General features: G+C 46.0%; 26 protein-coding genes, 1 other RNA gene and 1 pseudogene. 16 read left to right on the forward strand and 12 right to left on the reverse strand.

Annotated features, from left to right (window positions below):
• Positions 1-175 precede the first annotated feature (175 nt).
• Positions 176-1,966 carry a hypothetical protein gene (locus IPJ02_16240; protein MBK7377033.1) on the reverse strand — a complete coding sequence of 597 codons (1,791 nt, stop codon included), beginning with the start codon at positions 1,964-1,966 and terminating at the stop codon, positions 176-178.
• Between the two features lie 251 nt (positions 1,967-2,217).
• Between IPJ02_16240 and ssrA the strand changes: the two genes are divergently transcribed.
• Together ssrA and IPJ02_16250 are read left to right on the forward strand one after the other, a co-directional pair.
• Positions 2,218-2,590, forward strand: a transfer-messenger RNA (tmRNA) gene (gene ssrA, locus IPJ02_16245).
• 76 nt (positions 2,591-2,666) lie between these two features.
• Positions 2,667-3,599 carry a 1-phosphofructokinase family hexose kinase gene (locus IPJ02_16250; protein MBK7377034.1) on the forward strand — a complete coding sequence of 311 codons (933 nt, stop codon included), beginning with the start codon at positions 2,667-2,669 and terminating at the stop codon, positions 3,597-3,599.
• A 55-nt stretch (positions 3,600-3,654) separates the two neighbouring features.
• Here IPJ02_16250 and ftsH read toward each other — a convergent pair.
• Together ftsH and IPJ02_16260 are read right to left on the reverse strand one after the other, a co-directional pair.
• Positions 3,655-5,334, reverse strand: a pseudogene (gene ftsH, locus IPJ02_16255) (ATP-dependent zinc metalloprotease FtsH).
• A gap of 56 nt (positions 5,335-5,390) precedes the next feature.
• Positions 5,391-5,588 carry a hypothetical protein gene (locus IPJ02_16260; GenBank protein ID MBK7377035.1) on the reverse strand — a complete coding sequence of 66 codons (198 nt, stop codon included), beginning with the start codon at positions 5,586-5,588 and terminating at the stop codon, positions 5,391-5,393.
• 205 nt (positions 5,589-5,793) lie between these two features.
• On the opposite strand from IPJ02_16260, the gene IPJ02_16265 reads away from it, so the two are divergent.
• From IPJ02_16265 to IPJ02_16280, 4 genes are all read left to right on the forward strand, one after another.
• Positions 5,794-6,312: a nitroreductase family protein gene (locus IPJ02_16265; GenBank protein ID MBK7377036.1), complete on the forward strand. Its 519-nt coding sequence runs from the start codon at positions 5,794-5,796 to the stop codon at positions 6,310-6,312.
• A 35-nt stretch (positions 6,313-6,347) separates the two neighbouring features.
• Entirely contained in the window at positions 6,348-6,752 is a 405-nt protein-coding gene (locus tag IPJ02_16270; protein MBK7377037.1) for a hypothetical protein, read from the forward strand.
• Positions 6,753-6,792: 40 nt separating this feature from the next.
• Positions 6,793-7,185, forward strand: a complete 393-nt coding sequence (locus IPJ02_16275; protein ID MBK7377038.1) for a hypothetical protein — start codon at positions 6,793-6,795, stop codon at positions 7,183-7,185.
• Positions 7,186-7,333: 148 nt separating this feature from the next.
• A complete protein-coding gene (locus IPJ02_16280; protein ID MBK7377039.1) occupies positions 7,334-7,666 on the forward strand; it encodes a hypothetical protein in 333 nt (110 codons plus the stop codon).
• A 57-nt stretch (positions 7,667-7,723) separates the two neighbouring features.
• Here the strand turns inward: IPJ02_16280 and IPJ02_16285 are convergent, their stop codons facing one another.
• The 3 genes from IPJ02_16285 to IPJ02_16295 are packed head-to-tail and all read right to left on the reverse strand — an operon-like array spanning position 7,724 to position 9,554.
• Entirely contained in the window at positions 7,724-8,356 is a 633-nt protein-coding gene (locus IPJ02_16285; protein MBK7377040.1) for a phosphoribosyltransferase, read from the reverse strand.
• Between the two features lie 21 nt (positions 8,357-8,377).
• Positions 8,378-9,019 carry a dienelactone hydrolase family protein gene (locus tag IPJ02_16290; protein ID MBK7377041.1) on the reverse strand — a complete coding sequence of 214 codons (642 nt, stop codon included), beginning with the start codon at positions 9,017-9,019 and terminating at the stop codon, positions 8,378-8,380.
• 10 nt (positions 9,020-9,029) lie between these two features.
• Entirely contained in the window at positions 9,030-9,554 is a 525-nt protein-coding gene (locus IPJ02_16295) for a DUF892 family protein (protein MBK7377042.1), read from the reverse strand.
• Between the two features lie 225 nt (positions 9,555-9,779).
• Between IPJ02_16295 and IPJ02_16300 the strand changes: the two genes are divergently transcribed.
• The 3 genes from IPJ02_16300 (at position 9,780) to IPJ02_16310 (ending at position 12,510) form a co-directional block, all read left to right on the forward strand.
• Positions 9,780-11,117, forward strand: a complete 1,338-nt coding sequence (locus tag IPJ02_16300) for an erythromycin esterase family protein (GenBank protein MBK7377043.1) — start codon at positions 9,780-9,782, stop codon at positions 11,115-11,117.
• Positions 11,118-11,140: 23 nt separating this feature from the next.
• Positions 11,141-11,629: a YbhB/YbcL family Raf kinase inhibitor-like protein gene (locus IPJ02_16305; protein MBK7377044.1), complete on the forward strand. Its 489-nt coding sequence runs from the start codon at positions 11,141-11,143 to the stop codon at positions 11,627-11,629.
• 122 nt (positions 11,630-11,751) lie between these two features.
• A complete protein-coding gene (locus IPJ02_16310) occupies positions 11,752-12,510 on the forward strand; it encodes a DUF2236 domain-containing protein (GenBank protein ID MBK7377045.1) in 759 nt (252 codons plus the stop codon).
• Positions 12,511-12,515: 5 nt separating this feature from the next.
• On the opposite strand, the gene IPJ02_16315 is transcribed toward IPJ02_16310, so the two are convergent.
• The 4 genes from IPJ02_16315 to IPJ02_16330 form a co-directional block, all read right to left on the reverse strand.
• The gene (locus tag IPJ02_16315) at positions 12,516-12,959 is read right to left on the reverse strand and encodes an Rrf2 family transcriptional regulator (protein MBK7377046.1); all 444 of its coding nucleotides are present in this window, start codon (positions 12,957-12,959) and stop codon (positions 12,516-12,518) included.
• A gap of 195 nt (positions 12,960-13,154) precedes the next feature.
• Positions 13,155-13,607, reverse strand: coding sequence for a 6-carboxytetrahydropterin synthase (locus IPJ02_16320; GenBank protein MBK7377047.1), 453 nt, complete (start codon positions 13,605-13,607; stop codon positions 13,155-13,157).
• Positions 13,608-15,026, reverse strand: a complete 1,419-nt coding sequence (locus IPJ02_16325) for a cbb3-type cytochrome c oxidase subunit I (GenBank protein MBK7377048.1) — start codon at positions 15,024-15,026, stop codon at positions 13,608-13,610.
• Positions 15,001-15,417, reverse strand: coding sequence for a cytochrome c (locus IPJ02_16330; protein MBK7377049.1), 417 nt, complete (start codon positions 15,415-15,417; stop codon positions 15,001-15,003). The genes IPJ02_16325 and IPJ02_16330 overlap by 26 nt, the downstream gene beginning before the upstream one ends.
• A 56-nt stretch (positions 15,418-15,473) precedes the next feature.
• On the opposite strand from IPJ02_16330, the gene IPJ02_16335 reads away from it, so the two are divergent.
• From IPJ02_16335 to IPJ02_16365, 7 genes are all read left to right on the forward strand, one after another.
• Positions 15,474-17,756 carry a cbb3-type cytochrome c oxidase subunit I gene (locus IPJ02_16335; GenBank protein MBK7377050.1) on the forward strand — a complete coding sequence of 761 codons (2,283 nt, stop codon included), beginning with the start codon at positions 15,474-15,476 and terminating at the stop codon, positions 17,754-17,756.
• Between the two features lie 103 nt (positions 17,757-17,859).
• Positions 17,860-18,279, forward strand: a complete 420-nt coding sequence (locus tag IPJ02_16340; GenBank protein MBK7377051.1) for a putative zinc-binding protein — start codon at positions 17,860-17,862, stop codon at positions 18,277-18,279.
• A 12-nt stretch (positions 18,280-18,291) separates the two neighbouring features.
• The gene (locus tag IPJ02_16345; GenBank protein MBK7377052.1) at positions 18,292-18,774 is read left to right on the forward strand and encodes an acyl-CoA thioesterase; all 483 of its coding nucleotides are present in this window, start codon (positions 18,292-18,294) and stop codon (positions 18,772-18,774) included.
• A 97-nt stretch (positions 18,775-18,871) separates the two neighbouring features.
• The gene (locus tag IPJ02_16350; GenBank protein ID MBK7377053.1) at positions 18,872-20,143 is read left to right on the forward strand and encodes a U32 family peptidase; all 1,272 of its coding nucleotides are present in this window, start codon (positions 18,872-18,874) and stop codon (positions 20,141-20,143) included.
• Positions 20,115-20,336, forward strand: coding sequence for a ferredoxin (locus IPJ02_16355; GenBank protein ID MBK7377054.1), 222 nt, complete (start codon positions 20,115-20,117; stop codon positions 20,334-20,336). The genes IPJ02_16350 and IPJ02_16355 overlap by 29 nt, the downstream gene beginning before the upstream one ends.
• Entirely contained in the window at positions 20,333-20,785 is a 453-nt protein-coding gene (locus tag IPJ02_16360; protein ID MBK7377055.1) for a pyridoxamine 5'-phosphate oxidase family protein, read from the forward strand. The genes IPJ02_16355 and IPJ02_16360 overlap by 4 nt, the downstream gene beginning before the upstream one ends.
• A 105-nt stretch (positions 20,786-20,890) precedes the next feature.
• Entirely contained in the window at positions 20,891-22,708 is a 1,818-nt protein-coding gene (locus IPJ02_16365; protein ID MBK7377056.1) for a hypothetical protein, read from the forward strand.
• A gap of 59 nt (positions 22,709-22,767) precedes the next feature.
• Here IPJ02_16365 and IPJ02_16370 read toward each other — a convergent pair whose 3' ends face one another.
• On the reverse strand, positions 22,768-24,150 hold the full coding sequence (locus tag IPJ02_16370) for a tyrosine phenol-lyase (protein ID MBK7377057.1): 1,383 nt from the start codon (positions 24,148-24,150) through the stop codon (positions 22,768-22,770).
• 10 nt (positions 24,151-24,160) lie between these two features.
• Positions 24,161-25,534: a tryptophanase gene (locus IPJ02_16375; protein MBK7377058.1), complete on the reverse strand. Its 1,374-nt coding sequence runs from the start codon at positions 25,532-25,534 to the stop codon at positions 24,161-24,163.
• Between the last annotated feature and the right edge of the window lie 59 nt (positions 25,535-25,593).

A 25,593-nucleotide genomic window follows, 5' to 3' on the forward strand; every position in this document is an offset into this window, starting at 1 on the left:
AATCGTTTAAATCGTTTGAGTCGTTGAAGTCGTTTCATGCAGGATGCTCCAACCTTTTTAAACCCTGCAACCTTTTTAAACCCTGCAACGATTTCAACCCTGCAACGATTTAAACCCTGCAACGATTTCAACCCTGCAACGATTTAAACCCTGCAACGATTTCAACCCTGCAACGTCATAATTCGATCCCGATCTTCTTCATCAGGATGGAGGCATTCAGGCTGGTGCAGATGCCTTCCTTCAGCCGGTAATCAAAATAAAGTTCATCCTTGTTTACCTGCACATCAAAATGATGGTTCAGGATATTGGAAGGAAATTCTGTTTTCATTTTTGCCAGTTCCACATCATGCGTGGCAATGATCCCCGATGCATTCTTTTTTATGAGTTGTTTAATAAGGGCCACCGATCCGGTATGCCGGTCCAGCGAATTGGTACCCCGTAAGATCTCATCCAGTAAGATGAATACCTTTTCGTTGTTGTTTACTTTGTCAATGATCGTCTTTAGTTTTTTCAGTTCCGCGTAAAAGGTGGAAGTGCTTTCTTCCAGGTTATCGGCGATCCGCATGCTGCTGATGATCTGCACCGGGGATAAGCAAAAGTACCCGGCACAGACCGGTGCCCCCGCCATGGCCAGGATGGTATTGATGCCAATGCTGCGCAGGTAGGTACTCTTGCCGGCCATATTACTTCCGGTGACCAGCATCAATTCTCCGGCCTTATCAATTTTAACGGGATTATTCACCCGCTTTTCAACAGGTATCAGGGGATGGCCAACATGCTTTCCTTCCATAAAGAAATATTGTTCCGCAAAGACAGGAAAACACCAATCCGGGTGATTGAAAGATAAAGTGGCCAGGCTGCTGATCGCTTCAAAACTGCCCAACGCCTCAAACCAGTGCATCACATTTTCCTTGTTCTGCTGTTTCCATTTTTCCAGGGCGATCACCTGCTGCAGGTCCCACTGCAACAGAATATCCAGCGGAATGAAAACCAGGAAATTAAAACGCAGGTCAAGCCGCTCCAGAATTTTCTTAAGCCGGTTAAGCTTTGCGGATGCTTTTTCATCCTGGTGACCAAACGGCGACTGTAAGGTTTGTAAAAATTCAGCGGTGAATTTTGTTTGTTCGATCAGCCGGATGCTGTCTTCCAGCACTTCCAGTTCATCTGCCATTTTGGATACCTGCTGGTGAAGCGGGGTTACTTTTTTACTGAGATAAAGGGCAAACAACGCCGATAACAGCAGGAAATAATTCCGCAGGTGATCGTCCACCACACCGGCAATGTTTAAAACCACCACGGTGATAATAAGGGCCGGCAGCAGGAACCTCAGCCATAGCCATATTTTATTATTGATGAACCGGTCTCCTTCCCTGAACCATTCCAGCAACCGGGTTTGTGTGGCAGTTTGTATCTTTTTTGCTGCGCCGAGGGCCTGTAATTTTTGTCTCCATGCTGTATGTGCAGCCAGTTCTTTCACAGCAGCCTGTCTTTGCAATATGGTTTGCTCATCCGATGGTTGTAAAAGCCAGTTTGCCAGTGTGCTGCTGCCCATATCAGAAGAGGTCCGGTTCAGGTATTGATAAAGCGACGCATGGCCAAGAATATCCAGGTCGTTGGCATATGCATGTTCTTTGGGTATGAATTCATGGCCGTCTCCAAACCGGTAGTAATCGTGATCAAGTGCTTTTAATTCTTTCTCATTGATGGCGACCAGGAACCTGGTATGCTCAATGGCCGATCTGTTTTCCAGGTCTGCAAAGACCAGCCGGGTAAAAAGCGTGAGTAAAAGCAGGGCGGCAACTGCCACATAGGGCCACCCGGAGGGGACCAGGAAATAAACGGAAAAGGCCAGAGCAATGATCGTTGCAAAACGAAGCCAGGCAAATAACGATCTTTTATTGAGCAATGTGTTCAGATCTGTTCTCAGCTTTTCGGTCTGTTGTATATAAAAGGTTTCCGGCTGCATTTTTATGATTTGTTAAATGAAGGTATTACAAATTGGTTTCACGCTGCGATCAACGGTCTTCGGGATTCTTTTCGTAATTTTGTATTGTTTGGTAATTCCCGGGGCTGACCTCCCGATAGCTATCGGGATTGACAGCATAGTTCTTTTTATCCCGATGAATACCGGGATTACATATGATCGGAAATGCTGAAATTCCTGCCAGGTTGATAACCTTGTATGAAAAAAAGATAAGTTGATTAAACTATATATCCGGGGCTGACCGGTTTTGACAGCATAGTTCTTTTGTAAGTGTAAGCATGTAGTGCGTTGCGTAATTAGCACTTTAATATGAATACGAAAACTTTAAATGGCAATACTTCGTATGCCATGGCTGCTTAATCGATAGATTAACATCCATATGGGCCGCCGAACAGGTCAGTTCTGTTACCATGTTCCGCCGCCGACTCAAAAACAAAACGGAATGCTGCAGTGGAATGATGTGACTATTGCTTAAGACCATTCATCTAAGGACAGGGTTGGTTGGTTAGGTTCCTGCTTTGTCCCGACAATCAATAACTAAATAAACATGTAGAAAGCTTACGGCGGATATGTTTGGACCAGGGTTCGATTCCTGCAGCTCCACCTGGCGGGACAACTCTGTATTTTTGAAGAGTTGTCCCTTTTTATTTACTCCGGATCATGCGTTATTCATACGCTCATTATGTCAAAGATCATTACCATAACGTTCAGTCCCTGTATTGATAAAAGCACGACCGTGCCGGCTTTGATCCCTGAAAAAAAATTAAAATGCACTGCCCCTAAACTGGAGCCGGGAGGCGGGGGGATCAATGTGGCAAGGGCTATTAAAAAACTGGGGGGAGAAGCCATTGCCATATTTCCTTCGGGTGGCTATACCGGGAAATTCTTTAACCACCTGCTGGAAAAGGAAAAAGTACCATCGGTGATCATTGAATCGGCCAATGAAACCAGGGAGAATATCATTGTGCTGGATGACTCCACCAATGACCAGTATCGTTTTGGCATGCCGGGTACTGAATTAACCGGACAGGAATGTAAAAAATGCCTGCAGGCCGTGGAAGAAATGAGTGATGTTGAATTTATCATTGCAAGCGGTAGCTTACCACCGGGAGTTCCGTTAAATATCTATGCTCAGTTGGCAAGGATCGCCAAAAGCAGGAAGGCAAAATTCATAGTGGATACTTCCGGTGAGCCATTGAAATATGCAGCGGATGAAGGGGTTTACCTGCTCAAACCAAATCTCGGGGAATTGAGTTCCCTGGTGGGTAAAAACGAATTGAAGCCTGGTGAGATCCGGGATATTGCCCGGGAGATCATTGCCAAAGGGAATTGCACGGTGATGGTGATCTCCATGGGGGCAGCAGGTGCGATGCTTGTTACCCATGAACAGGCAGAGGTATTCACACCTCCGCCGGTGATGAGGAAAAGCACCGTGGGAGCAGGGGACAGCATGGTGGCCGGGATCGTTCATTACCTGTCGCAGGGGAAAACGCTCAGCGAAGCCGTGCAATATGGTGTTGCCTGCGGTACCGCGGCCACACTGAATCCCGGAACGGAACTGTGCAAAAAAGAAGATGCAGACCGTTTATATGACCAGGTGAAAAAAGTTTTATGACCCAGGCTGGTATCGGAAAACTGTTATCATATCTCCTTATGAATCTGCCAGAAGGTTAATGGGCAGCAGGGCCGGTTTCCCGCCTGCCTAAAATATTTTCCAGGTCTTCCTTAAAGATCACTTCATTTTCCAGGAGTAATTCAGCAACCCGGTTCAAGGATGTTTTATTCTCCTGCAGCAACGCGGTCGTTTGTGCATAGGCATCACTGACCAGTTTGCGAACCTCCTCATCAATGAGTTTGCCGGTTTCTTCGCTGTACGGTTTTTGAATACTCATATCCCGCTGGCCCGTGGAATCGTAAAAGCTGATATTTCCGATGGTCTTATTGAACCCGTAATAAACCACCATCATATAGGCTTCTTTTGTGACTTTTTCCAGGTCATCCAGTGCACCGGTGGAAATATCGCCAAATGTGATCTCTTCGGCTGCCCGTCCGCCTAAAGTGGCACAAAGATGTTCCATAAAAGCGGTCCTGCTCCTTAACTGTTTCTCTTCCGGTAGATACCAGGCGGCCCCCAGTGATTTGCCCCGGGGAATGATGGACACTTTTATCAATGGGTCAACGTGTTTCAGCAGCCAGCTTACCACTGCATGTCCTGCTTCGTGGTAGGCAATGATCTTCTTCTCTTCCGGTGATATGATCTTGCTTCTCTTTTCCAACCCGGCTACGATCCGGTCAATGGCATCGAGGAAATCCTGCCGGTCTATGAATTGCTTTTTCTTCCGGGCAGCGATCAGGGCAGCTTCATTACAGATATTGGCAATGTCGGCACCGGAGAACCCCGGGGTTTGTGCAGCCAGGAAAGCGGTATCGATCCCGCTGTCAACGATCAGGGGGCGGAGATGCACCTTGAATATCTCTTCCCGTTCTTTCAGGTTAGGCAATTCCAGGTATATGTGCCTGTCAAACCTGCCGGGCCGCAGCAAGGCAGGGTCAAGCATATCCGCCCGGTTGGTGGCGGCCAGCACGATCACGCCATTGTTGGTGCCAAAACCATCCATCTCTGTTAACAGCTGGTTGAGGGTACTTTCCCTTTCATCATTGGCTCCGCCCAGGAATGCACCTTTCCCCCGTGATCTCCCGATTGCATCGATCTCATCGATGAATATGATGCAGGGCGCTTTTTCCTTGGCTCTTTTGAACAGGTCCCGGACCCTCGAAGCACCCACGCCCACAAACATCTCTACAAACTCGGAGCCTGAAATGGAAAAGAACGGGACCTGGGCTTCCCCGGCCACCGCTTTTGCAAGCAGGGTTTTTCCGGTGCCGGGCGGACCGACCAATATGACGCCTTTGGGGATCTTTGCGCCCAGTTTGGTGAATGATTCCGGGGTCTTTAAAAAATCAACGATCTCCTTTACTTCCATTTCCGCTTCTTCCAGCCCGGCCACATCCGCAAAAGTTATATTGCTTTTTTGCTTTTCAACCAGGGTCGCTGTTGATTTACCAAAATTGAAAATAGATGAACCACCTGTTCCCATTCCACCGGACCTTCTGAGGAGAAAATTCCCACATCAGCAAAGAAAAACGAACGGCAATAACCATCCGGCGATATTCCAGAACCAGTTTGTTCTCCTGGTGTAACGTACATTGATATCATCGCCGGTAGAATATTTTTTTTCTGCTTCATCCAGTTTCCGTTCAAAGGATTCCACCGAGCCGATGCGGAGGGTATAGTGGGGCCCCGGGTTTAAGGATCGTCCGATGAATGGCTTAAAGACATCCCTGAACATGCTGTCATTCGACCTTTCTTTCTTTATGTACACTTCCGCTTTTTCATTATTTATGATCACGATCTCTTCAACCGCGTTGCGGCCAGGATATCTTTTTCAAACTGCTGCCAGCTGATCTCCTGCGTACCCGTGAAATTATTCAGCAGGGAAGGCAGCAGAACCAACGCCAATAACCCCAGGTATACCCAGTACCGCTTGAAACGGTTACCCGGCGGATCTGAACGGCGGGGGCCTTTGTTCCTGGTGTTATTCATGCAGTAAAGTTTAACATCCTTTGCTGTTCTGTAAATGATAAAGATCAATCCGGTCAATGATTTGATTCATGGAATGGCCTGTACAGATCAGCAATGAAATTTATTGACCACTGTCATATTACCGGGTATCTGCGATCATCCATACGACAGCATCCTGTTGTTAGCTTTGAATTGGCCGGATCGGTTTGATCAGCCTCCATCAGTTATGAAAGATACATTGGATGCCATACGCGAAAGGAAGAGTGTCCGGAGTTATACCGGTGAACCGGTAAGCAGGGAATTCATTGATAAACTGCTTCATGCGGCCATGGCTGCACCTGCTGCCATTCATATGCTCCCGTGGAAATTCATTGTGGTCACCGATAAGGAAAGACTAAAGGCTTTGGCCGGCGGTCTGCCGTTTGCTCAAATGGTAAACCGGGCAGGAACCGGCATTGTGGTTTGTGCAGTGCCGGAGGAAGCTGCCATGAACAGCGAAGCATACGCGGTGCTGGATTGTGCCTGCGCCAGTGAGAACATATTATTGGCAGCGGAGGCGCTCGGTTTGGGGGCAGTGTGGACAGCTATATATCCCAACCAGGAGCTGATGGATTTTGTAAGGGAGGAATTGGGGATCCCCAAAAATGTAATTCCGCTCAACCTGATCCCGGTCGGCTATCCAACCGGGGAGGAGAAAGCAACAGATAAATATGATCCCAGGAATGTCCATTGGGAAAAATGGTAAATAAATATATTCGGATAATACTAAAATGAAGAACCATGTATATCGAAATAAATGATAACACCGTGATCCGGGATATCCAGCAGAAAATTGCCGATTATTATCCGTACCTGCAGGTAAAATTTTACAGTAAACCGCATAAAAAATATGAAGCATCCGATCCGGGGGACCAGGTCTCTCCGGCTAAAAAGATCAGTGAGGTCAGGCAAACACATGTATCGGCCCTGCTGGAAATAACACCGGTATCACGGATCCGGGATATTGAAAGTGAATTCCAGCAACGGTTCGGACTTTCCGTACAGATCCTGCGGAAAGAAAAGGGGATATGGGTCCAGACAACCGGAATGGATGATTTTACGCTGAAGGAACTGAATGTGCTGAGCAGGAATTCTTCTGATGAATATATTCTTTCTGAACCCGATTCGGAATACCCGGAACAATAAAGGTTATTACTAATGGATCAATTTCAAAAAAAGCAGCCATATGCCCAATACGATCGCAGTATATTATACAGATGAACTTTCGGAATGGAAAGATTCGGTAACGCACTGTTACCATGAGATAGATGAACTGACCCGAAAACTGGCAGATGTGATCCGCCGGAATTCCATTACCGGTATTGCGGAAAAGGTGGAGGTCCACCAGGATATGCTGAACCAGGCAGCCGATAATTTTTACCGGCTGGAAACGGGTATACAGCAGCAGGAAGAAGCACTGAAAATGGACAGTACCCTGCTTGACAATGAACATATTAACCATGAAACAGCGAACAGGCAAAATGAATTACGCCAGCGGATGCAGGCAGCAGAAAAGCAATTTATTGATGTGAAGTTTGATTGCTATGGATTCCTGGCAGGCACTTTGCAGAAAAAATGAACGGCAGCGGGTTCTGCGATCTGAATATCCCCGACGGGGGTTCTGGTTCCTGTATCATTCGTTTAGCTGATGGATATCATGGTTAATGGCTCCCGGTCCGTTTACTTTTAATGCAGGATTTTTTTTCAGACCATATAAAAAATATTTTATGACCATCGAATTTCACACACCGCATGGAAAAGTACCTGAAAAACTGGTAAGTACCATCCGCAACGAAGTGCTCGAACTTCTGCATATCAATAAAAAGATATCCCGGGCAGAAGTGATGATGAGGGAGGAAATGAACAACCTGCAGGGAGAGAATGATGTCTGCGAGATCCGGCTCAGTATCTACGGCGATAATCTGTTTGTACATGGCCAGGCTGTTAGCTTTGAGAAAGCAGCAAGGATCGCTTTGAAAGAACTGAAACGACTGGTACGCCAGCAGGTAAAGAAGCAAAAGGAAGTTCCTGATCAAAAACTCAGTACGGTAAAGGTTTGATGAGAGCGGATAAACGGGAATAGAAATTGTGCAGGGATCATTCCGGCGAGGATGATCTCAGCCTGTTTTTTTCAGTTCTTTCAGTTTATCCAGGTAATGCATCACTTCTTCATCACTTACCTGTTCAAAGTCTTCATAAAAAGCACCTACCCCGTAAAAATCTTCGGGTATTAAAACGGCCACCACTTCATCCACTTCTTTTTCCAGTTTTTGAACCGCAGTTTCCGAGGCCACCGGGACACCGATCACGATCTTAGCCGGATTACTTTTTCGCAACACATTCACCGTACCCAGCAGTGTATTGCCGGTGGCAATGCCGTCGTCGATCACAATGACCGTCTTCCCTTCGAGTTTTTCCGGTTCTTTATCACCCATGAAACGGGCATGCATCTCCTTCAGCCTGCTGCGGATGCGTTGTAATTCCTGTTCGATATATTCTTCGGTAACACCCTCATGCGGCACTACAAAATGATCGGTAAGGCTTGCTGCGCCAATTGCATATTCTTTATTCATCGGGTGGCCGATCTTTTTGGTCAGTATTACTTCTACCGGCAAGCCCAGTTCCCGGGCAACGGCATAAGCAACCGGCATACCTCCCCTGGGAACTGCCAATACAATTCCGGGATCGTTCTTATACTTTTTCAGTTTGGCTGCCAGTAATAAACCTGCTTCCAGTCTGTCGTGAAACATAAAATTTACTTTTTCTCATTCTTACCCGGCCAGGTGTTTTTCAAACCAGTTGCCAGCGAGTTCAGAAACAATTTCCATTTTCCCGGGTTCCTCAAACAAATGTGTTGCTCCTTCTACCAACTCCAGTTTTTTTTCACATTGCAGTTTTGCATACGCTTTCTTATTCATTTCCACTACTTCGTGATCCAGGCTGCCCACGATCAACAGGGTAGGAGCCTGTACACTGGGTAAAACATCTATTGCCAGGTCAGGCCTGCCTCCCCTGGAAACCACGGCAGCTATCTGCGGCAGGTATGCAGCAGCCCTCAGGGCAGAGGCAGCGCCCGTGCTGGCGCCAAAATAGCCGATGCGGCATTCTTTTACAGCAGGAAGTCCTTCCAGCCATTCAGTCGCACCGGCCAGTCTTTTGGAAAGTAAATTGATATCAAACCGGTTGGAATAATCTTCGTCTTCTTCCTCTGTCAGCAGGTCAAACAATAATGTTCCGATATTTTTCCCTTGCAGGTAACTTGCCACCTGCCGGTTGCGGCTGCTGAACCGGCTGCTGCCGCTTCCGTGTGAAAAAATAACAATGGCATTTGCCTTCAGCGGGATGATCAATTCCCCCTGTACCGTTACATTGCCAAGCGGAATGTCTGTTTCCCTGTTAAGACGAAAATCCATTTTTAATTTTTTATCCGGGTATTACGATGGGCGCCCGGGCATTGATGTTTATCTCGTGTTCGGCCAGTTGAGTCAGCCGGTCGTCGATCTGTTTTTCATTCACTTCCGCTTCATGAAATACGGCTGCCTGTTGTTCGGTACCTACTACTTTGGCAAATGCAGCTGCCGTGCCATAGGTACTTATTTTAAAATGGTTAATGGCCTGTATGCTCGCCAGCAGGCAGGCATCTTTTATTTCAACGTCTGAGCAACCGGAAAGTTTTTCTTCCGTGTCTTCAATAAAGGCTCTCATTACCCGGTTTGTAACGCTGAGCGAAGTGATATGCTCTTCATCAAGAAAGACCTCCAGTTTTTGTATATGCTCTTCTACGTACAAAAGATACCGCTGCAGCACCGTTTTAAGTTTTAGCGAGCCCGCTTTATTTATCCATTCCGGTAATTTGTTCTTTAACTGCACTTCTGCACTGGTGAACTTACGGGCATCATCATCCAGCAGGTTGCGCAGTGTGGCGATGGGTTGATAGTTTGCTTCCATGATATTCAGTTTTATTGCTACGAATCTACGTTTCCTGCTGCCCGGAATGAATGATATTGGTCACCAAAAATTTTGATTGACCTCATAATGCTGCCCTGGATGGCGTTAACTGATAATAATCATTAAATGCATTGATGGGCGGCATTTTAAACAGGGGCCCGATTCCGTTGCTTTGGGAAAGGAACCCGTCCGGGATACCGGGCATAACCGTTAAAACCAAACATCATGCGACGCTACTTCACCAGGGATGTTTTATTGGACGAACGGGAAACAATAAACTCCATCAAACAATGGTCATATCCATTACAAAATAAATCCGACCTGCAGCCGCTGCTCGACCGGGTAGGCGATGCCAGGATCGTAATGCTTGGGGAGGCAAGCCACGGTACACATGAGTATTACACCTGGCGGACACATATTTCAAAGCGATTGATCGAGGAAAAGGGTTTTCAGTTCATTGCCGTGGAGGGTGACTGGCCGGATTGTTACCGCCTCAACCGTTTTATAAAAGGCTATGACGGGGAGAGCAGGAATGCATTTCACGTATTGCATTCATTTAACCGCTGGCCTACCTGGATGTGGGCAAACTGGGAAGTAATGGCGCTGGCGGGCTGGATGCACCGGCACAACAAAGGATTGTCCGTAAATAAAAGGGCCGGCTTTTATGGCCTGGATGTTTACAGTCTCTGGGAAAGCATGCAAAGCATCATGCAGTACCTGAAAAAAACGGATCCCGCAGCATTGGAAATGGCAGAGGCTGCGTTCCGGTGTTTTGAACCTTACCAGGATGATGAAGGGCGCTCGTATGCAAGGGCATCGCAGTTTGTTCCGGAATTATGCGAAAATGAAGTGCTGCATTTGCTGAAAGAGATACAGCAAAAAATGCCCACCTACAATACGGATCATGAAAATGTTTTCAGTGCAGAACAGAATGCATTGATCGCCGTGCATGCTGAGAAATATTACCGGGCTATGATCAAGGGAGGTCCGCACAGCTGGAATGTACGGGACAGGCATATGGCCGATACCCTGGAACGCTTACTGGATTTTCACGGGGAAGGATCCAAAGTGATCGTGTGGGCTCATAATACCCATGTAGGTGATGCAAGGGCAACGGATATGGTGGATGAAGGCATGTTCAACATTGGTGAACTGGCCAGGATGCAGCATCACGATAAAGGAGTGGTATTGGTGGGCTTTGGTTCTTACAAAGGAACGGTAACGGCGGGCAGAAGCTGGGGTGCCAAAATGAAAACGGTGGAAGTGCCGGAGGCCAGGAAGGGAAGCTGGGAATATTTACTGCACCGGGCCGGAACGGAAAATAAGTTATTGCTGATGGATGACCTTACCGGCAGTGATATGCTGATGGAACATCACATCGGCCATCGGGCGATTGGCGTGGTATATAACCCCGAATATGAGCAGTACGGGAATTATGTGCCTACTATCCTGCCTTTGCGGTATGATGCTTTTATTTACGTAGATGAAACCAGGGCATTGCACCCGCTGCATATAGAACCCGACGGCCAGCAGATGCCTGAGACGTATCCATTTGCTGTATAACCATTACCTTAAACTAAAATACCATGAACAATCCATTGGAACATACCGGGGCAACAAGGGCCGTTGATTATATACAGTTAAAGGTCAGCAGTACGGCCTTCGGCGACGGGGAAATGATCCCCTCCAGATATACCTGTGATGGGAGTAACATCAATCCCCCGCTGGATATTGAACATATTCCGGAAGAAGCCAGCTGCCTGGTATTGATCGTTGATGATCCCGATGCCCCGGGGGGTACCTGGGTGCACTGGATCGTTTGGAATATCCCACTGACCCATCACATGAAAGAGAATAATGTACATGGTATGGAAGGCCTTAATGACTTTGGGCAGCATCATTATGGCGGGCCTTGCCCTCCATCCGGCACTCACAGGTACTTCTTTAAAGTATATGCCCTCGATTCATTACTTGAGCTGCCTGCCGATACGGATAAACTGCAATTGGAAAAAGCAATGAGCGAACATATCCTGGCTTTCGGTGAACTGACCGGCTTGTATAAAAGAATAAGATAAAGACGGGTATATTTGTACGGATTAGTTGTTATCATTACCAACAGGGTTCCGGATGTTTTCGGTGGTATTGAATTCACCGGTTGGCTATCTTTCTTTTATTTCACCCAATGATGAGCACATCCATTGAATATTTTGTTCAGAAGGACTCCATTGTGAGAACGATATGGGGGAAATCCGATACCATCCTTTTTATCTTCGCCGGCTCTGCGGCAGAGTTCGCTCTGAACAAGGCCGTTGATTGGTTGTACTTCACCGGTAAACTTCCGGCTGATCCGCTGGGCAGGTTATTTTCCACCGTTTCGTATGCAAGACAGATCGTTTTTTCAGAACTGGGTAAGGCGCATGCAGCGATTGATAGAATTAATGCCATTCATGACGGGGTGGAAAAAAGCCGTAATGCAAAAATACCAGACTGGGCTTACCGGGATGTTTTGTTCATGCTCATTCATTATTCCATCGCTTCTTTTGAACTGCTGGAAAGAAAATTGAGTGATGCTGAGAAAGAGGAACTGTATGATGTGTTCTTCCGGCTTGGCTCCCGGATGAACTTAAAAGAACTCCCGGAAAATTATACCGCCTGGCTCAGCAGCCGGCAGAAGCACCTGGAGACTGACCTGGTAAAAAGTGATTACACGGTTGACCTGTACAAGCAGTACAAAAAACACCTGGGGAGGTCAAGGTATAAATTGCTGCTGGAATCGCAAAAACTTGTTGTGCCTGCAGCGGCAAAGAAAATGCTGGGCCTTAATGAACATTACTGGCTTAAATCCATTCTGCCATTTTATAAATTCAGCAGGAAAATAAAACTGGATGGTTTAATAAAGTCTGTCATACTGCCTTCCGCATACAGGGAACAGATAAATGCACTTGACAATAATTGATGCCGTCAGCTTTTTTTATTCCGGATGAAGATCACTCCGTCCTGTATCTCATCAGCAAGTTGCTGGATTGTCTTTGCGGTGAACAGATTTATCAATTGCGTTTTTATCACTTTGTATTGTGCATGCATGGGACATGGCCGGGTTTCGGAACATAACTTTAAACCCATCACGCATTTTTCCAGTATCTCCTCTTCGCCCATCGCTTCCAAAACCACACGAACAGGTAATTGTTTTGCCTTTTCCGGAATAAAAAAACCGCCCTGCGGGCCCCGGGCAGAACTGACCACCTTATTTCCCCGGGTCAGTTGCTGTAATATTTTTGCCGTAAAAGAGCGGGGAGAATCGATCGCCCGGGCAATTTCTTCAATACCCATCTTATTCTCTTCCGAACTTTTTTGGGCTAAAAAAAGGGTGGCCCTCAGTGCATATTCCGTTGCTTTTGAAAACATAGCTTTTATTAAACCGGGAAACTACAATATTTTTTAATGAGCCGGTCATTGATCCGCCAGCGGGTAGTGTTCTATTTTGAATGATTGTCATCCTGAGCCTGCCTGCCGGTAGGCAGGGTACGAAGGATCTCCTGATCAGGATCGTTTACTTAACCTGAGATGCTTCGTTCCTCAGCATGACAGGTCACAAAATATTCAAAACAGGACACTACCTGCCGGCGGGTTCAGCGCCCATTCCGCATACGAATCCTTTGTTTCATAGATCTTCAGGTATTCTAAGCGGGTATTCCCGGGTAGTTTTGTGCTTAATTCATCCTTTATAAAGACCAGCATATTTTCTGCGGTAGGTTCAGCCGCAAACACAACCAGGTTTTCCATGGATGCAAAGCCGGGATTGGCAGCTACAAAGCCGGCAGACAACAATAGCTTGTGATCGAATTTTTCCAGAACCGTATTGCTTACGATCTTTTTGATCTCTTTGAAGTCCATCACAAAGCCGGGTGCAGGTATATAAGCATCCCGGTTTGTAACAGAGGAAACCGTTACGTGCAACTCATACGAATGGCCATGGATATTTTTACAGGAGCCCTGGTATCCGTGTATGGCATGTGCCATTTCAAAGTGAAATATTTTTGTAAGCTTCAGCATCTATGTTTTTATTTGGGTTGACCAGTTTAATGAGTTGGTTTGTTCCCCGGCGCTTTCCTTCCTTTTCCGGATGGCTGTTTTGAAGAAACATACGAGCTGGTTCCTCAGCAGGGGAAAGATCAGCAGGTAGAAGCCTGCCGTCATCACTGTTCCGGCTATGAAGAAAAGGATGAAGTAAGGCCGCAGTTGCAGCATCATCGTGCTGAAAGGGACCCTGGCCGAACTCATCTGCCATTTGGCTTTTACTATGCCTGCAGTAATGAGGCTGATCCAGAAAATAAGCAGGGAGAGATTTGCAATGAGGTAACCACGGTTGAACCAGTTCCTCCGCTGCTTAACCGGCATGCATGTATCCTGCAGGATATCCGATGCCATGGCCAGCAAAAGGAAACTGTTGATGCCGATCGTTGCTCCCATGGTATGGGCCACCGTGATATGTGTGCCATGTGTATACACATTTATGGCGGGTACCGACATGGCGATCGCCAAAGCCAGCGTCAGGAATATCCAGATATCTGCCGCCACGATGAACCGGTAGGCCGTGTTGTGATAATGCTTTCTTGCAGCAGTTAACGTGGACCTCCATTGCCATATGATCCTTCCTAAAATAAAAAGTTCGGTCATACTTACGGCATAACTGATGTGTTTCACCCATGGATAGGTTGGCAGGGTATAAATATGATGTCCCCAGTTGAACATCAGGTTGAACAGGCCCGTGAAATAGAGCAGGAAGGCAATGGGGGCCCGGCTGTAGTTTTTTTCACCGCTGATCTTTTCCATCAGGAATATGCTGCAGCCATAGATGAGCATGTTCCATGCGCCAACCATGGAACCATAGGATTTCCATTGTACGGTCATATCATTTACTACGTTGTTCCGGAAGTAAGGGAATAACCATAAATAGGATTCAATAAAAGTGAACAGGAAAAAGACCAGGCCGGTGAGCCACATCCATACGTAGACCGGTTGTTTTTTAAAGCCGTCAATTGATCCCAGGAAGTTAATGATGAAGAGTACCCAGCCGGTTGCAATGGGCATGGCCAGGGCCGGGTGAAATTCCCAGTATTCCCGGCCGCCGAACACACCGGCACAATACGATATCAAAATAGCAAGAACGGAGATCACAAAAATGAACAATTGGATCCTGGCGAGAAGGGGTGAATAAAGTTCCCTGCCCGTATATTCCCGTAAATAGGTGAGCACGGCTCCCATAGCACCCAGTATGATCCAGAAGACCATGGAAGATACATGCAGGGGCCTGGTCATTTCAAAAGAGAGATGTGATTTTAAGAACCCCGGTACCAGGTATTGTAAAGCACCAGTGAGCCCGAATAACATACCGGCTGCAAGTAATAGCATACCGGCTACCAGGAAAAATTTTGTGACACCGGGTTTATTTCTGTTCAATGGTTCCATCATAACTGAGCGTAAAGGTTTTTGGGTCCGACCTGCCGGAGGCATCCAGTTGCCTGAAAAATCCCAGCAGGTTTTTTATCTCCGACTGGTCCAAATGAAAATCGGGCATGATGCTGGTCCCGTTCTTGAGGAATGCTTCAATATATGCCGGCCCTCTTACCGAGTAAACATTCGTGAGGTCCGGGCCCAGGTATCCGCCCAGGCCATATACCTGGTGGCATGCATTGCAATTATATTTTTGCCATGACAGTTTCCCGGCAGCGGCTTCCAGGTCCTGTTTGATCCTTTTTACCGGCAGGTTGGAATACAGGTAAACGGAATAACACAGGAAGGATGACAGTAAAAGAATCAGTACTGAGATCCGCTGCCGGTCGCTGGATAAATGATAACGCATAAATAATTAAGGACAAATTTATCCTTAATTGGTATATTTGCCAAAATTTCCCTTTCATGGCAAAGTATAACATTATCAACTACCTGCTTAATCCAAGAAATTGGTGGCTGCCGCTACTGGTTATTTTTGTGATCAGCATTACAGGGGTAACGATGATCGGGATTCATACATATACAGAAGCCCCGCCCATTCCATCTTATACTTCATCAAAAAATAAAGTCATCTTTTCTGACGAAGAAGTGCTGAAAGGACAAGCCGTATTTCAGCAATACGCACTTATGGAATACGGGAGTATGTTTGGGGATGGTGCCAACCGTGGGCCCGACTATACAGCGGAAGCCTTGCACTATGTTTCCCATTACATGAATGAATATTACCAATCCCTGGTGAAAGCCGATTCTTCAGGCGATCTGATGAGAAAAGGGGTGATGGAACAGGTGAAAGCAGAGATCAAATCGAACCAATATGACAAGGCTGTTAACAAGGTTGTACTTACCGATGCCCAGGTCTATGCAGCCTCTGAACTGGTTGGGTTGTATCATCAGAAATTTACCAACCCTTCCTTCCCGGGAGCTTTTAAACCATCCGGGTATATCAGGGATACAGTTGAGATCAGGTCCCTGACGGCCTTTTTCTTCTGGGGCGCCTGGGTATGTGGTGTGAAAAGACCTGGGCAACAGTATAGCTATACGCATAACTGGCCTTATGATCCCGCGGCCGGAAATACTCCCAGTTCGGCCATCATACTATGGAGTATCATAGGTTCGCTGGGGCTGATATTCGGATTGGGTATTGTATTGTATTACCATGGAAAATTGGAAAAACTCGATGATGAGGCTTTTACAAACAAAGCCCAGCCATTTATGTCAAGGGGCGATGTAAATGAGTTTCAACCCGATGCTGTTCAAAAGGCTACCTACAAATTCTTTTATGTGGCGGTTTTGTTATTCGCTGTCCAGGTTCTGTCAGGTATTTTAACGGTTCATGATTTTGTTGGATTGGTAAACTTCTTTGGATTCAATATTTCCGAATCTCTTCCTGTTACCGTAACCAGGAGCTGGCATGTGCAATTATCTATTTTATGGATATCTGCCTGCTGGATAGGCGCTTCGTTTTTTATGATGTCATTGGTTTCGCCACAACAACCCAAAAAACAGGTTACGCTTATCAATACCGTTTTCTGGCTTACTTTTTTACTGTTGGCCGGGTCCTTTGCGGGCATATTCCTGGGCCCAATGGGAATCATCGGAAAGTACTGGTACTGGCTGGGTCACCAGGGATGGGAGTATATGGAACCTGGAAAACTATGGCAGGTAATACTTGCGGTTATATTTATCATATGGGCATTAACACTATACCGGGGTATCAAACCGGTAATGAAACTGAAACAGCCATGGGCTTTGCCGAACTGGCTTGTGTATGCAACGTTCAGTATTATCCTGTTATTGATATCCGGTTTCATTGCAACTCCCAAGACGAATTTTGTGATCGCTGATTTCTGGCGATGGATGGTGGTGCATATGTGGGCTGAAGCTTTTTTCGAAGTATTCACTACGGTACTGATCGGTTACTTTATGGTGGTAATGGGCCTGGTAAGCAGGCAGGCAGTGATTCGGGTTATTTACCTGGCTACGTTATTATTCCTGGGTTCGGGCCTGCTGGGCATCTCGCATAATTTTTACTGGAATGCAAAACCTGTTGGTACCATGGCTTTGGGAGCTGTGTTCTCCACGCTTCAGGTTATCCCATTGGTATTGCTGACATTGGAAGCGTGGCGATTCAGTAAATTCCCCAACGTGCTGGAAAATAATAACAAAGTAAACGGTGGCCAGCAAAAGCAGTTTGGTTTTTCAGGGGTATTCCTTTTTTTGGTGGCTGTTAATTTCTGGAATTTTTTCGGAGCCGGGGTGTTGGGTTTTATTATCAATCTTCCCATTGCTAATTATTATGAGCTTGAAACCTATTTACCAGACAAGCATGGTCATGCAGCACTGATGGGGGTGTACGGAAACCTTGCATTGACCACTATTTTATTTTGCTGCCAGTTATTATTTAAAGCAGACTGGTGGAAACCCGGCGTTATTAAAACTGTTTTCTGGTCGATCAACATAGGCCTGTTGCTGATGGTTTTCCTTGATCTGTTTCCTGCAGGAATTTACCAGTTTAAAACAGTAACGGAGCAGGGCCTATGGTATGCCCGTAGCAGTTCATTTATAGAAAGTAACGGATTTCAAACCCTGACCTGGCTACGTATTGCAGGTGGTTCGCTATTCACATTGGGAGGAGTGATACCCCTGGTTTGGTTTATCACCCGGGGAAGAAAAGGGTTGAAAATATAAACAGGGTCCGGTATATTGAAACAATCATCTGATGAAAAGAATACAGCGCCTCTGGCTGAATATTAAAATAAATATTATCTGGTGGCCAACACATTATTTCCTGATGGCTGGTGCAAAAAAAGCCAAAGGGGAATTGTCATTTAATAAAAAAAGCACCTGTGATAAACCATTGGTATATTCCTGTTCGGGGTGTTCAAGTGCTGCACAAATGGCCAATTACCTTGCTGTACGGCTTGACAGAAACGGATTGGCGGAAATGTCGTGCATAGTTGGTGTAGGAGGCAATGTAAAGAAACTGGTACATACTGCTTTATCCGGAAGGGGAATAATTACCATTGATGGTTGCCCATTGGCATGCTCTAAAGCATGCCTGGGTAATCATTTATTGCAACCTGCCATGCATTTTGAATTGACCAGTATGGGGGTTAAAAAAATACAACATGAAGATTTTGACCTGTTTCAGGCTGATGCGGTATTCAATGTGGTAAAGGCAAAAGTGGCCGCGTTTACAAAACAATATTAAAAACAGGATTAAATGAAGAAGCTGAAGAATAATAAAACGGCTGCAGAATCTAGTATCATTAAAACTGAAGTGGTTTGTCCCAATGATACAAACCCGATGGGCATGTTGAAAGGAGGCAGGTTGGTGGAATGGATGGATGTAACGGCAGCGGTATGTGCACAAACGCATGCTGGAAATATCTGTGTTACTGCATCCATCAATCATGTTGATTTCAACACTTCAGCAACGGTGGGTGACATCATCACAATCCATGCAAAGATCACCCGGGCATTTACCACTTCGATGGAGATCTTTGTACAGGCTTTTGCAAGGAAAGTGGCCAGCCTGAAAAATTCATTGATCAGTGAGGCTTATTTCACTTTCGTAGCTATTGATGAGAATGGCATAGCAACATCCGTTTTGAAATTAAAGCCCGTAGCTGCTTCTGAAAAAAGGCAATATGCAGCTGCACTTCACCGGAAGATGCGCAACAGGCTTATTCGTTCGGTCATGTAATCTGCATCCTGGTAAACCGGAAAATGCATGGACTATCTCATGTACATCATGGCATAATGTTGATTTATTGGAATTCCAGTGGAATAAAAAATTTCGGATGAATGACAGAAAAATTGAATTACTAGCCCCGGCAGGGTCATACGAAAGCCTGCAGGCAGCAATAGTCGCAGGCGCGGATTCCATTTATTTCGGGGTGGAGCAGCTAAATATGCGTGCACGTTCCTCCGGTTCATTCTCCGTTACTGATATAAAAACAATAAGCAATATTTGCAAAACGAGTGGTGTGAAGTCGTACATCACGCTTAATACGGTCATGTATGAGCATGATATGCAACTGCTGAAAGTCATATTGCGGCAAGTGAAGAAATACGGAATCAATGCTGTGATTGCATCGGATTTTTCTGTGATCGAATATTGCAAAAAGCTGGATATACCGTTGCATATTTCAACCCAGGCGAATGTCAGCAATGTTAAATCAGTACAGTTCTTTTCCGGTTTTTCAGATGCCATCGTAATGGCAAGGGAACTTACATTAAAACAGGTAAAGGATATTGCACGTGAAATACAACGGAAGAAAATAGTAGGACCTTCCGGTGATTTGATCCGGATTGAAATATTTGTGCATGGTGCTTTATGTATGGCCATTTCAGGAAAATGTTATTTAAGTCTGCACGTACAAAATGCTTCTGCAAATCGGGGGGCCTGTATGCAGAATTGCAGAAGGGCTTATCTGGTAAGGGATGCTGAGTCGGGAGACGAACTCAGCATCGACAATGAATACATCATGTCACCAAAAGATCTGTGTACGATTGAGATACTCGACCGGGTAATCGATAGCGGGGCAGGCATTTTAAAAATTGAAGGGAGAACCAAAGGGGCCGATTATGTCCGGGTGGTTACACAGTGTTATCGTGAAGCAATACAGGCAGTGAAGGAAGGAACATTTACAGCAGAAAAAGTGACAAGATGGAAAAATGAATTGCGAAAGGTTTATAACCGTGGCTTCTGGGAAGGTTATTATCTTGGAAGAAAGTTCGGTGAGTGGACACTTCATCCCGGTTCTGCGGCTACGGAAAAGAAAATCTATATCGGTAAAGGGGTGCGGTATTATCCAGAAATTCATATCGGGGAATTTATTCTTGAATCAGGCAATCTGAAAGCTGGAGATACAATGTTGCGAACAGGGCCGGAATGTGGAATGCTGAAAGATAGGATAAAGACATTCCGGGTAAATGGAATAGATGGTAATGAAGCGGTTAAGGGTGATAGAATTACTTTTCTGGTGGATTCAAAAGTCACCGTCAGTGACAAGCTTTATAAAATTATTGAAACAGTCAGCCATGCAGAAGATAGTTCAATACAGAAATAAGTGTATCGGTTGTGGTGTTTGTGCAGAACAACAACCGGAACTCTGGCGTATGTCAAGAAAAGACGGCAAAGCTATTTTATTAAGGGCGGTGAAGAAGAAGGAAATATTTGTATTGCCAATGAACAATTCAGCTCACCAAAAAACACTCGAAGTGATCCAGGTCTGCCCGGTAAAAAGTATAAAAATATCATGAACAAGACCATCATTCAATTTCTTTGTGAGCAAAATTGTGCAAGTATTTGCTGTATAGATGAAGAAGGCAGGCCTTACTGTTTTAGTTGTTTCTATGTATTCAACAGTAAACAGGCGCTGATCTACTTTAAGTCATCTGTAAACTCTCATCATGCCGGGTTTATGAAGAAGAACCCATTCATTGCCGGAACCGTTTTACCTGATAAACTGAATACGTTGGCAATTAAAGGAATACAGTTTGAAGGGATCGTTTTAGACACTGAACTCCCGGAGGTCAATAGGGGACTGAACGATTACTTTAAAAAATATCCCATGGCCCTGGCCATGCCTGGCCAGATCTGGGCTTTGCAAATTGACCGTATCAAAATGACCGACAATACATTGGGTTTCGGGAAAAAAATTATCTGGTACAGGAATGAGCTACCAAAACCTTTATTCATCGATAAATAAACAGGGGCAGGTCCGGGATCAGATTTGAACCAGGCCCGTTGCCGGTAATAGTAACCATTGCTGCCATTCAGCTTATGCCGGATCGCAGTGTAAAAAAAAACTTTCATGCTTTATCCAGGTCACCATAAATTCCATATCCCGGTAATGGGGTTGGCGTTTACCATCGACACCCCGGTGAAGATCGCCCGCTTCGGTATCTCTTCTGTTATTTCCATTGTGGAAAGCAGGTTGATCGAAATGATGCGAAAACATTACTATCCTTATATCAGCCGGGAATATTTCGCTATTTCGGCCAGGGAAAAGGATTTCCGGGCCCAACGGGTCACGGATTATCTCAACCTGGTAAATAAGATCGTAGAATCCCAGGTAGAAGAACTCAGAAGATCTGCGTTTGAAAAGGGATCAGAGATCGTCAGGTATTTTGAAATGCTGCCGGATGACAGTGCGGTCAAACAGTTGTATCATAAAATGACCAATACGGCGGGGTTGGCGGAAAAGAAAAAGCTTGAGGAACAATTGCGGGCTCAGATACGCCCGGGCAGCATTGATGTAAATATTATGACCAAGACCGACCGGAATAATTATGATGAAAAAGGAACATTGCTTGAAGACGGGTCGGATGCGGTAGCTGCCCTGCGGGGATATGAACGAAGCGAATTGAAAAACTCATCCGTGATATTCTCTGCAGGTACAAACCTCCGGTTATTCAATTACCTCGAAAACTGTACGTCATTTCATGTTAATGAAGACGGGGTGTTCACAAAAAAAGTGGTCATTAAAGTGAGTGATTACCGTTCGGCGCTGATCCAGGGTAAATACCTTGCTAAAAAAGGGATCTGGGTAAGTGAGTTCCGGATCGAATCGGGATTGAACTGCGGGGGTCATGCCTTTGCTACAGAAGGCTACCTGCTGGGGCCAATACTGGATGAGTTCATGAACAAAAGACAGGAACTGGTTGATACACTTTTTGATATTTATAACAGGGTCTTGTTTGAAAAGTACAAAAGAAAATTTGTTTATCCACCCAGGATAAGCTTTTCTGTCCAGGGTGGTATCGGTACGCATGCGGAGGATGACTTTTTGCGCCGGCATTATAAAATGGACAGCACAGGCTGGGGAACCCCATTCCTGCTGGTTCCGGAAGCCACAACCGTTGATGAAGAAACATTGGCCCTTTTGTGCAAAGCAAAAGAGGAGGATGTTCAGCTCAGTAAGAACTCCCCGTTCGGTGTCAGGTTCCATTACCTGAAAGGCACCAGTTCTGAAAAAGAAAAACAGGCAAGAATCTCAACCGGGAAACCCGGGAGTCCCTGTACCGAAAAACACCTGGCATTCAATACAGAATTTACGGAAGAGCCCATCTGTACTGCTTCCCGGAAATACCAGAAATTGAAGATCGCCCAGTTGCAATCACTTGGCTTACCCGGGCCGGTTTACCAAAAGCAGCTAACGGAAGTACTGGATAAGGAGTGCCTGTGTATTGGACTGAGTAATGCTGCTATGCTTAATTATTCCGGAACGATGATCAAAAAACTGAAGGCTGTTGCGGTATGTCCGGGCCCGAATATTGCAAATTTTTCCAAAACTGTTTCATTGCAAACCATGGTTGATCACATCTATGGGAGGGAAAATATCATTTCCAATCCTGAAAGGCCCCATATGTTCATTGCCGAATTAAACCTGTATGTCAAATACCTGAAAGAGCAACTGGAGGATCTGGTTTTTGAACAGAAGATACCCAGAATGATCAAGTATTATAGTTCGTTTTATCAAAATCTGCGGGACGGCATCAGGTACTATTTTAAACTTTCCTGTTTGGCTCATTCAGCAGGCGATCCGTTTAAGCAGGCACTGAAAAATGCCGGATCTGAACTGGATGCTTTGGGTTCTCAATATCCTTTTATAAGGCCGCAGTCTGAATAAAAAGCTGGCACTTCAATAATTGATCTGCCGGCTTTTACTTTCAATTTCATGTGGGTCCATCAGGGCAATTTTTCAAACCTTGCCTGGAAGAACCTCAGGTACTTCGGTTCGTATATCATTTTCATTCCGTTGATCCTGTTCCTGCGCTCATACACCCGGGCAGCCGATTCGGCGATCACATCCATGTGTGCCTGGGTATATACACGGCGGGGGATGGTGAAGCGTACCAGTTCCAGTTTCGGATAATAATTCTCGCCATTCGCTTTTCTTCCGGCAGAAACAATGCCCCGCTCCATGGTACGTACCCCGGAATCAAGGTAGATCTCTGCGGCCAGTGTCTGTGCCGGGAAATGATCCTGTTTGATGTGCGGCAGGAATTTTTTTGCATCCACAAAAATTCCGTGCCCCCCGATGGGTTTCACAATCGGGACATTGTATTCCGTCATTTTATTGCCGAGGTAGATGACCTGTCCAACCCTTGCCCGGATATGGGCATCACTCACACTTTCGCCAATGCCAATGGCCATCGCTTCCATATCCCTGCCGGCAAGGCCGCCATAGGTATGCAGCCCTTCATACACCACCACCATATTCCTTGCTTCTTCAAAAACATCCCAATCGTTCACGGCCAGGAAGCCACCGATATTCACCAGCGCATCTTTTTTAGCGCTCATGGTGGCCCCGTCGGTGTATGAGCAGATCTCCTTTACGATCTCTTTTATCGATCTCCTTTCATAGCCCTTTTCTTTTTGCTGAATGAAGTATGCATTCTCTGCCACCCTCGTCATGTCGTGAATGATGCGGATGCGGTGTTTTTTTGTGAATGCCCGCAGTTCTTTCAGGTTCTTCATGCTGATGGGTTGTCCGCCGGCCATATTCACACTGGTGGCAATGCTTATGTACGGGATCCGCTCAGCGCCGTATTTTTTAACAAGCCTTTCCAGTTTTTCCAGGTCAACGTTTCCCTTGAACGGGAATTCATTTTCCGGGTCGTGCGCTTCATCAATGATGATGTCTTCAAACTTTCCTCCGGCCAGTTCCTGGTGCAGGCGGGTGGTGGTGAAGTACATATTGCCGGGGATGATATCCCCTTTTTTGATGAGGATCTTCGACAGGATATTCTCAGCACCACGGCCCTGGTGGGTAGGCACAAGGTATTTATAACCATACGTGTCTTTTACCACTTTCTCCAGGTTATAAAAATTACGGCTTCCAGCATAGGCTTCATCACCCATCATCATGCCGGCCCATTGGCGGTCGCTCATGGCCGAAGTTCCGCTGTCGGTTAACAGGTCAATGTACACATCTTCCGATCTCAGCAGGAACGTATTGAACCCCGCTTCATGCAATGCTTTTTTACGCTGGCCTGCCGTTGTCATTTTCAGCAACTCCACCATTTTTATCTTGTAGGGCTCGGCCCAGCTTTTTCTTATATTCTTCATTTTTATTGATTTAATTAACGGGTTTTAGTTTTGCGGTGAAATGCCGGAGTGCCGGTGCTTCTTCAATGATCTGCAGGCCCTTTATCTCATTTCTGTTTTTGAATACTTCAATGATCACTTCGGCCACATAATCAATATGGCTTTGTGTGTACACCCTTCTTGGAATGGCCAGACGGACCAGTTCCATCGGTGCAGGGATTAATTCTTTGCCGGCATCATACCTGCCAAACATGAGGGAGCCTATTTCAACCGAGCGGATACCGCCTTCTGTATACAAAGCCCCGGCAAGTGCCTGCCCCGGGTATTGGTCAACAGGGATATGCGGAAGCATTTCCTTTGCATCAATGTAAACCGCATGCCCACCGGCCGGCTGCATCACCGGCACACCGGCAGCTACCAGTTTGTTGTTGAGGTATTCAATACTGCGGATGCGGTATTGCAGGTAGCTTTCATCCAGCACTTCTTCCAGGCCAATGGCAATGGCTTCCAGGTCCCTGCCTGCAAGGCCGCCGTATGTCGGGAATCCTTCGGTGATGACCAGGAGGTTCCGGCATTGCTGGGCAAGTTCTTTATCATGCATAGCCAGGAACCCGCCGATATTTGCAAACGCATCTTTTTTGGCGCTCATGGTACATCCTGCTGCATAGGAAAAAAGCTCATGCGCTATTTCTGCAACTGTTTTATCGGCATAACCCGGTTCACGCAGTTTGATGAAGTAGGCATTTTCAGCAAACCGGCAGGCATCAATGAAGAGGGGAATATTATTTGCTGCACAGATATCTTTTACTTCCTTGATGTTCTGCATGCTTACCGGTTGCCCGCCACCGGAGTTGTTGGTTACCGTAATGATGCAGAGCGGAATATTGGCAGCCCCTTTTTCCGCGATGATCTTTTCCAGGGCTTCTGTATCCATATTCCCTTTGAATGGTGCCGGTACCGAAGCATGTTTTCCGGCTTCGCACAACAGGTCAATTCCTTCGGCACCGGTGAATTCAATATTGGCACGGGTGGTGTCAAACAACGTATTGCTTACAAAATATTTTCCCTTACCGCCCAGGATGCTGAACAGGATCTTTTCTGCAGCCCTTCCCTGGTGCGTGGGGATCACCAGCGGCATGCCGGTTATATTTTTAATGGTCTTCTCAAAATGAAAAAAACTGGAACTGCCGGCATACGATTCGTCGCCCTGCATGATACCGGCCCATTGATTGCTGCTCATGGCGCTGGTCCCGCTGTCGGTAAGCAGGTCGATCAGTACATCACTGGCATGTATGTAAAAAAGATTGTAAAAAGCGTTTTCTAAAATGGCTTTTCTTTCTTCCTTGCTGTTGAAATAAATGGGTTCAACAGATTTTATCCGGAATGGTTCTATGATGGTTTTCATATAAAAGTTTAACGTTAAAAAAAATATACAGGCTGTTGCAGTAATGCGGGAGGGGAAGA

The organism is Chitinophagaceae bacterium, assembly GCA_016710165.1.
In the GTDB taxonomy this organism is placed as follows: domain Bacteria; phylum Bacteroidota; class Bacteroidia; order Chitinophagales; family Chitinophagaceae; genus Ferruginibacter.

Coding starts and splice junctions, on each gene's coding strand:
- IPJ02_16270 (MBK7377037.1), top strand. CDS start 6,348: ATGTATATCGAAATAAATGATAACACCGTGATCCGGGATATCCAGCAG.
- IPJ02_16340 (MBK7377051.1), top strand. CDS start 17,860: ATGGCTGGTGCAAAAAAAGCCAAAGGGGAATTGTCATTTAATAAAAAA.
- IPJ02_16315 (MBK7377046.1), bottom strand. CDS start 12,959: ATGTTTTCAAAAGCAACGGAATATGCACTGAGGGCCACCCTTTTTTTA.
- IPJ02_16335 (MBK7377050.1), top strand. CDS start 15,474: ATGGCAAAGTATAACATTATCAACTACCTGCTTAATCCAAGAAATTGG.
- IPJ02_16355 (MBK7377054.1), top strand. CDS start 20,115: ATGCAGAAGATAGTTCAATACAGAAATAAGTGTATCGGTTGTGGTGTT.
- IPJ02_16375 (MBK7377058.1), bottom strand. CDS start 25,534: ATGAAAACCATCATAGAACCATTCCGGATAAAATCTGTTGAACCCATT.
- IPJ02_16360 (MBK7377055.1), top strand. CDS start 20,333: ATGAACAAGACCATCATTCAATTTCTTTGTGAGCAAAATTGTGCAAGT.
- IPJ02_16260 (MBK7377035.1), bottom strand. CDS start 5,588: ATGAATAACACCAGGAACAAAGGCCCCCGCCGTTCAGATCCGCCGGGT.
- IPJ02_16290 (MBK7377041.1), bottom strand. CDS start 9,019: ATGGATTTTCGTCTTAACAGGGAAACAGACATTCCGCTTGGCAATGTA.
- IPJ02_16240 (MBK7377033.1), bottom strand. CDS start 1,966: ATGCAGCCGGAAACCTTTTATATACAACAGACCGAAAAGCTGAGAACA.
- IPJ02_16280 (MBK7377039.1), top strand. CDS start 7,334: ATGACCATCGAATTTCACACACCGCATGGAAAAGTACCTGAAAAACTG.
- IPJ02_16345 (MBK7377052.1), top strand. CDS start 18,292: ATGAAGAAGCTGAAGAATAATAAAACGGCTGCAGAATCTAGTATCATT.
- IPJ02_16305 (MBK7377044.1), top strand. CDS start 11,141: ATGAACAATCCATTGGAACATACCGGGGCAACAAGGGCCGTTGATTAT.
- IPJ02_16300 (MBK7377043.1), top strand. CDS start 9,780: ATGCGACGCTACTTCACCAGGGATGTTTTATTGGACGAACGGGAAACA.
- IPJ02_16370 (MBK7377057.1), bottom strand. CDS start 24,150: ATGAAGAATATAAGAAAAAGCTGGGCCGAGCCCTACAAGATAAAAATG.
- IPJ02_16285 (MBK7377040.1), bottom strand. CDS start 8,356: ATGTTTCACGACAGACTGGAAGCAGGTTTATTACTGGCAGCCAAACTG.
- IPJ02_16295 (MBK7377042.1), bottom strand. CDS start 9,554: ATGGAAGCAAACTATCAACCCATCGCCACACTGCGCAACCTGCTGGAT.
- IPJ02_16250 (MBK7377034.1), top strand. CDS start 2,667: ATGTCAAAGATCATTACCATAACGTTCAGTCCCTGTATTGATAAAAGC.
- IPJ02_16325 (MBK7377048.1), bottom strand. CDS start 15,026: ATGATGGAACCATTGAACAGAAATAAACCCGGTGTCACAAAATTTTTC.
- IPJ02_16330 (MBK7377049.1), bottom strand. CDS start 15,417: ATGCGTTATCATTTATCCAGCGACCGGCAGCGGATCTCAGTACTGATT.
- IPJ02_16265 (MBK7377036.1), top strand. CDS start 5,794: ATGAAAGATACATTGGATGCCATACGCGAAAGGAAGAGTGTCCGGAGT.
- IPJ02_16320 (MBK7377047.1), bottom strand. CDS start 13,607: ATGCTGAAGCTTACAAAAATATTTCACTTTGAAATGGCACATGCCATA.
- IPJ02_16275 (MBK7377038.1), top strand. CDS start 6,793: ATGCCCAATACGATCGCAGTATATTATACAGATGAACTTTCGGAATGG.
- IPJ02_16365 (MBK7377056.1), top strand. CDS start 20,891: ATGCTTTATCCAGGTCACCATAAATTCCATATCCCGGTAATGGGGTTG.
- IPJ02_16350 (MBK7377053.1), top strand. CDS start 18,872: ATGAATGACAGAAAAATTGAATTACTAGCCCCGGCAGGGTCATACGAA.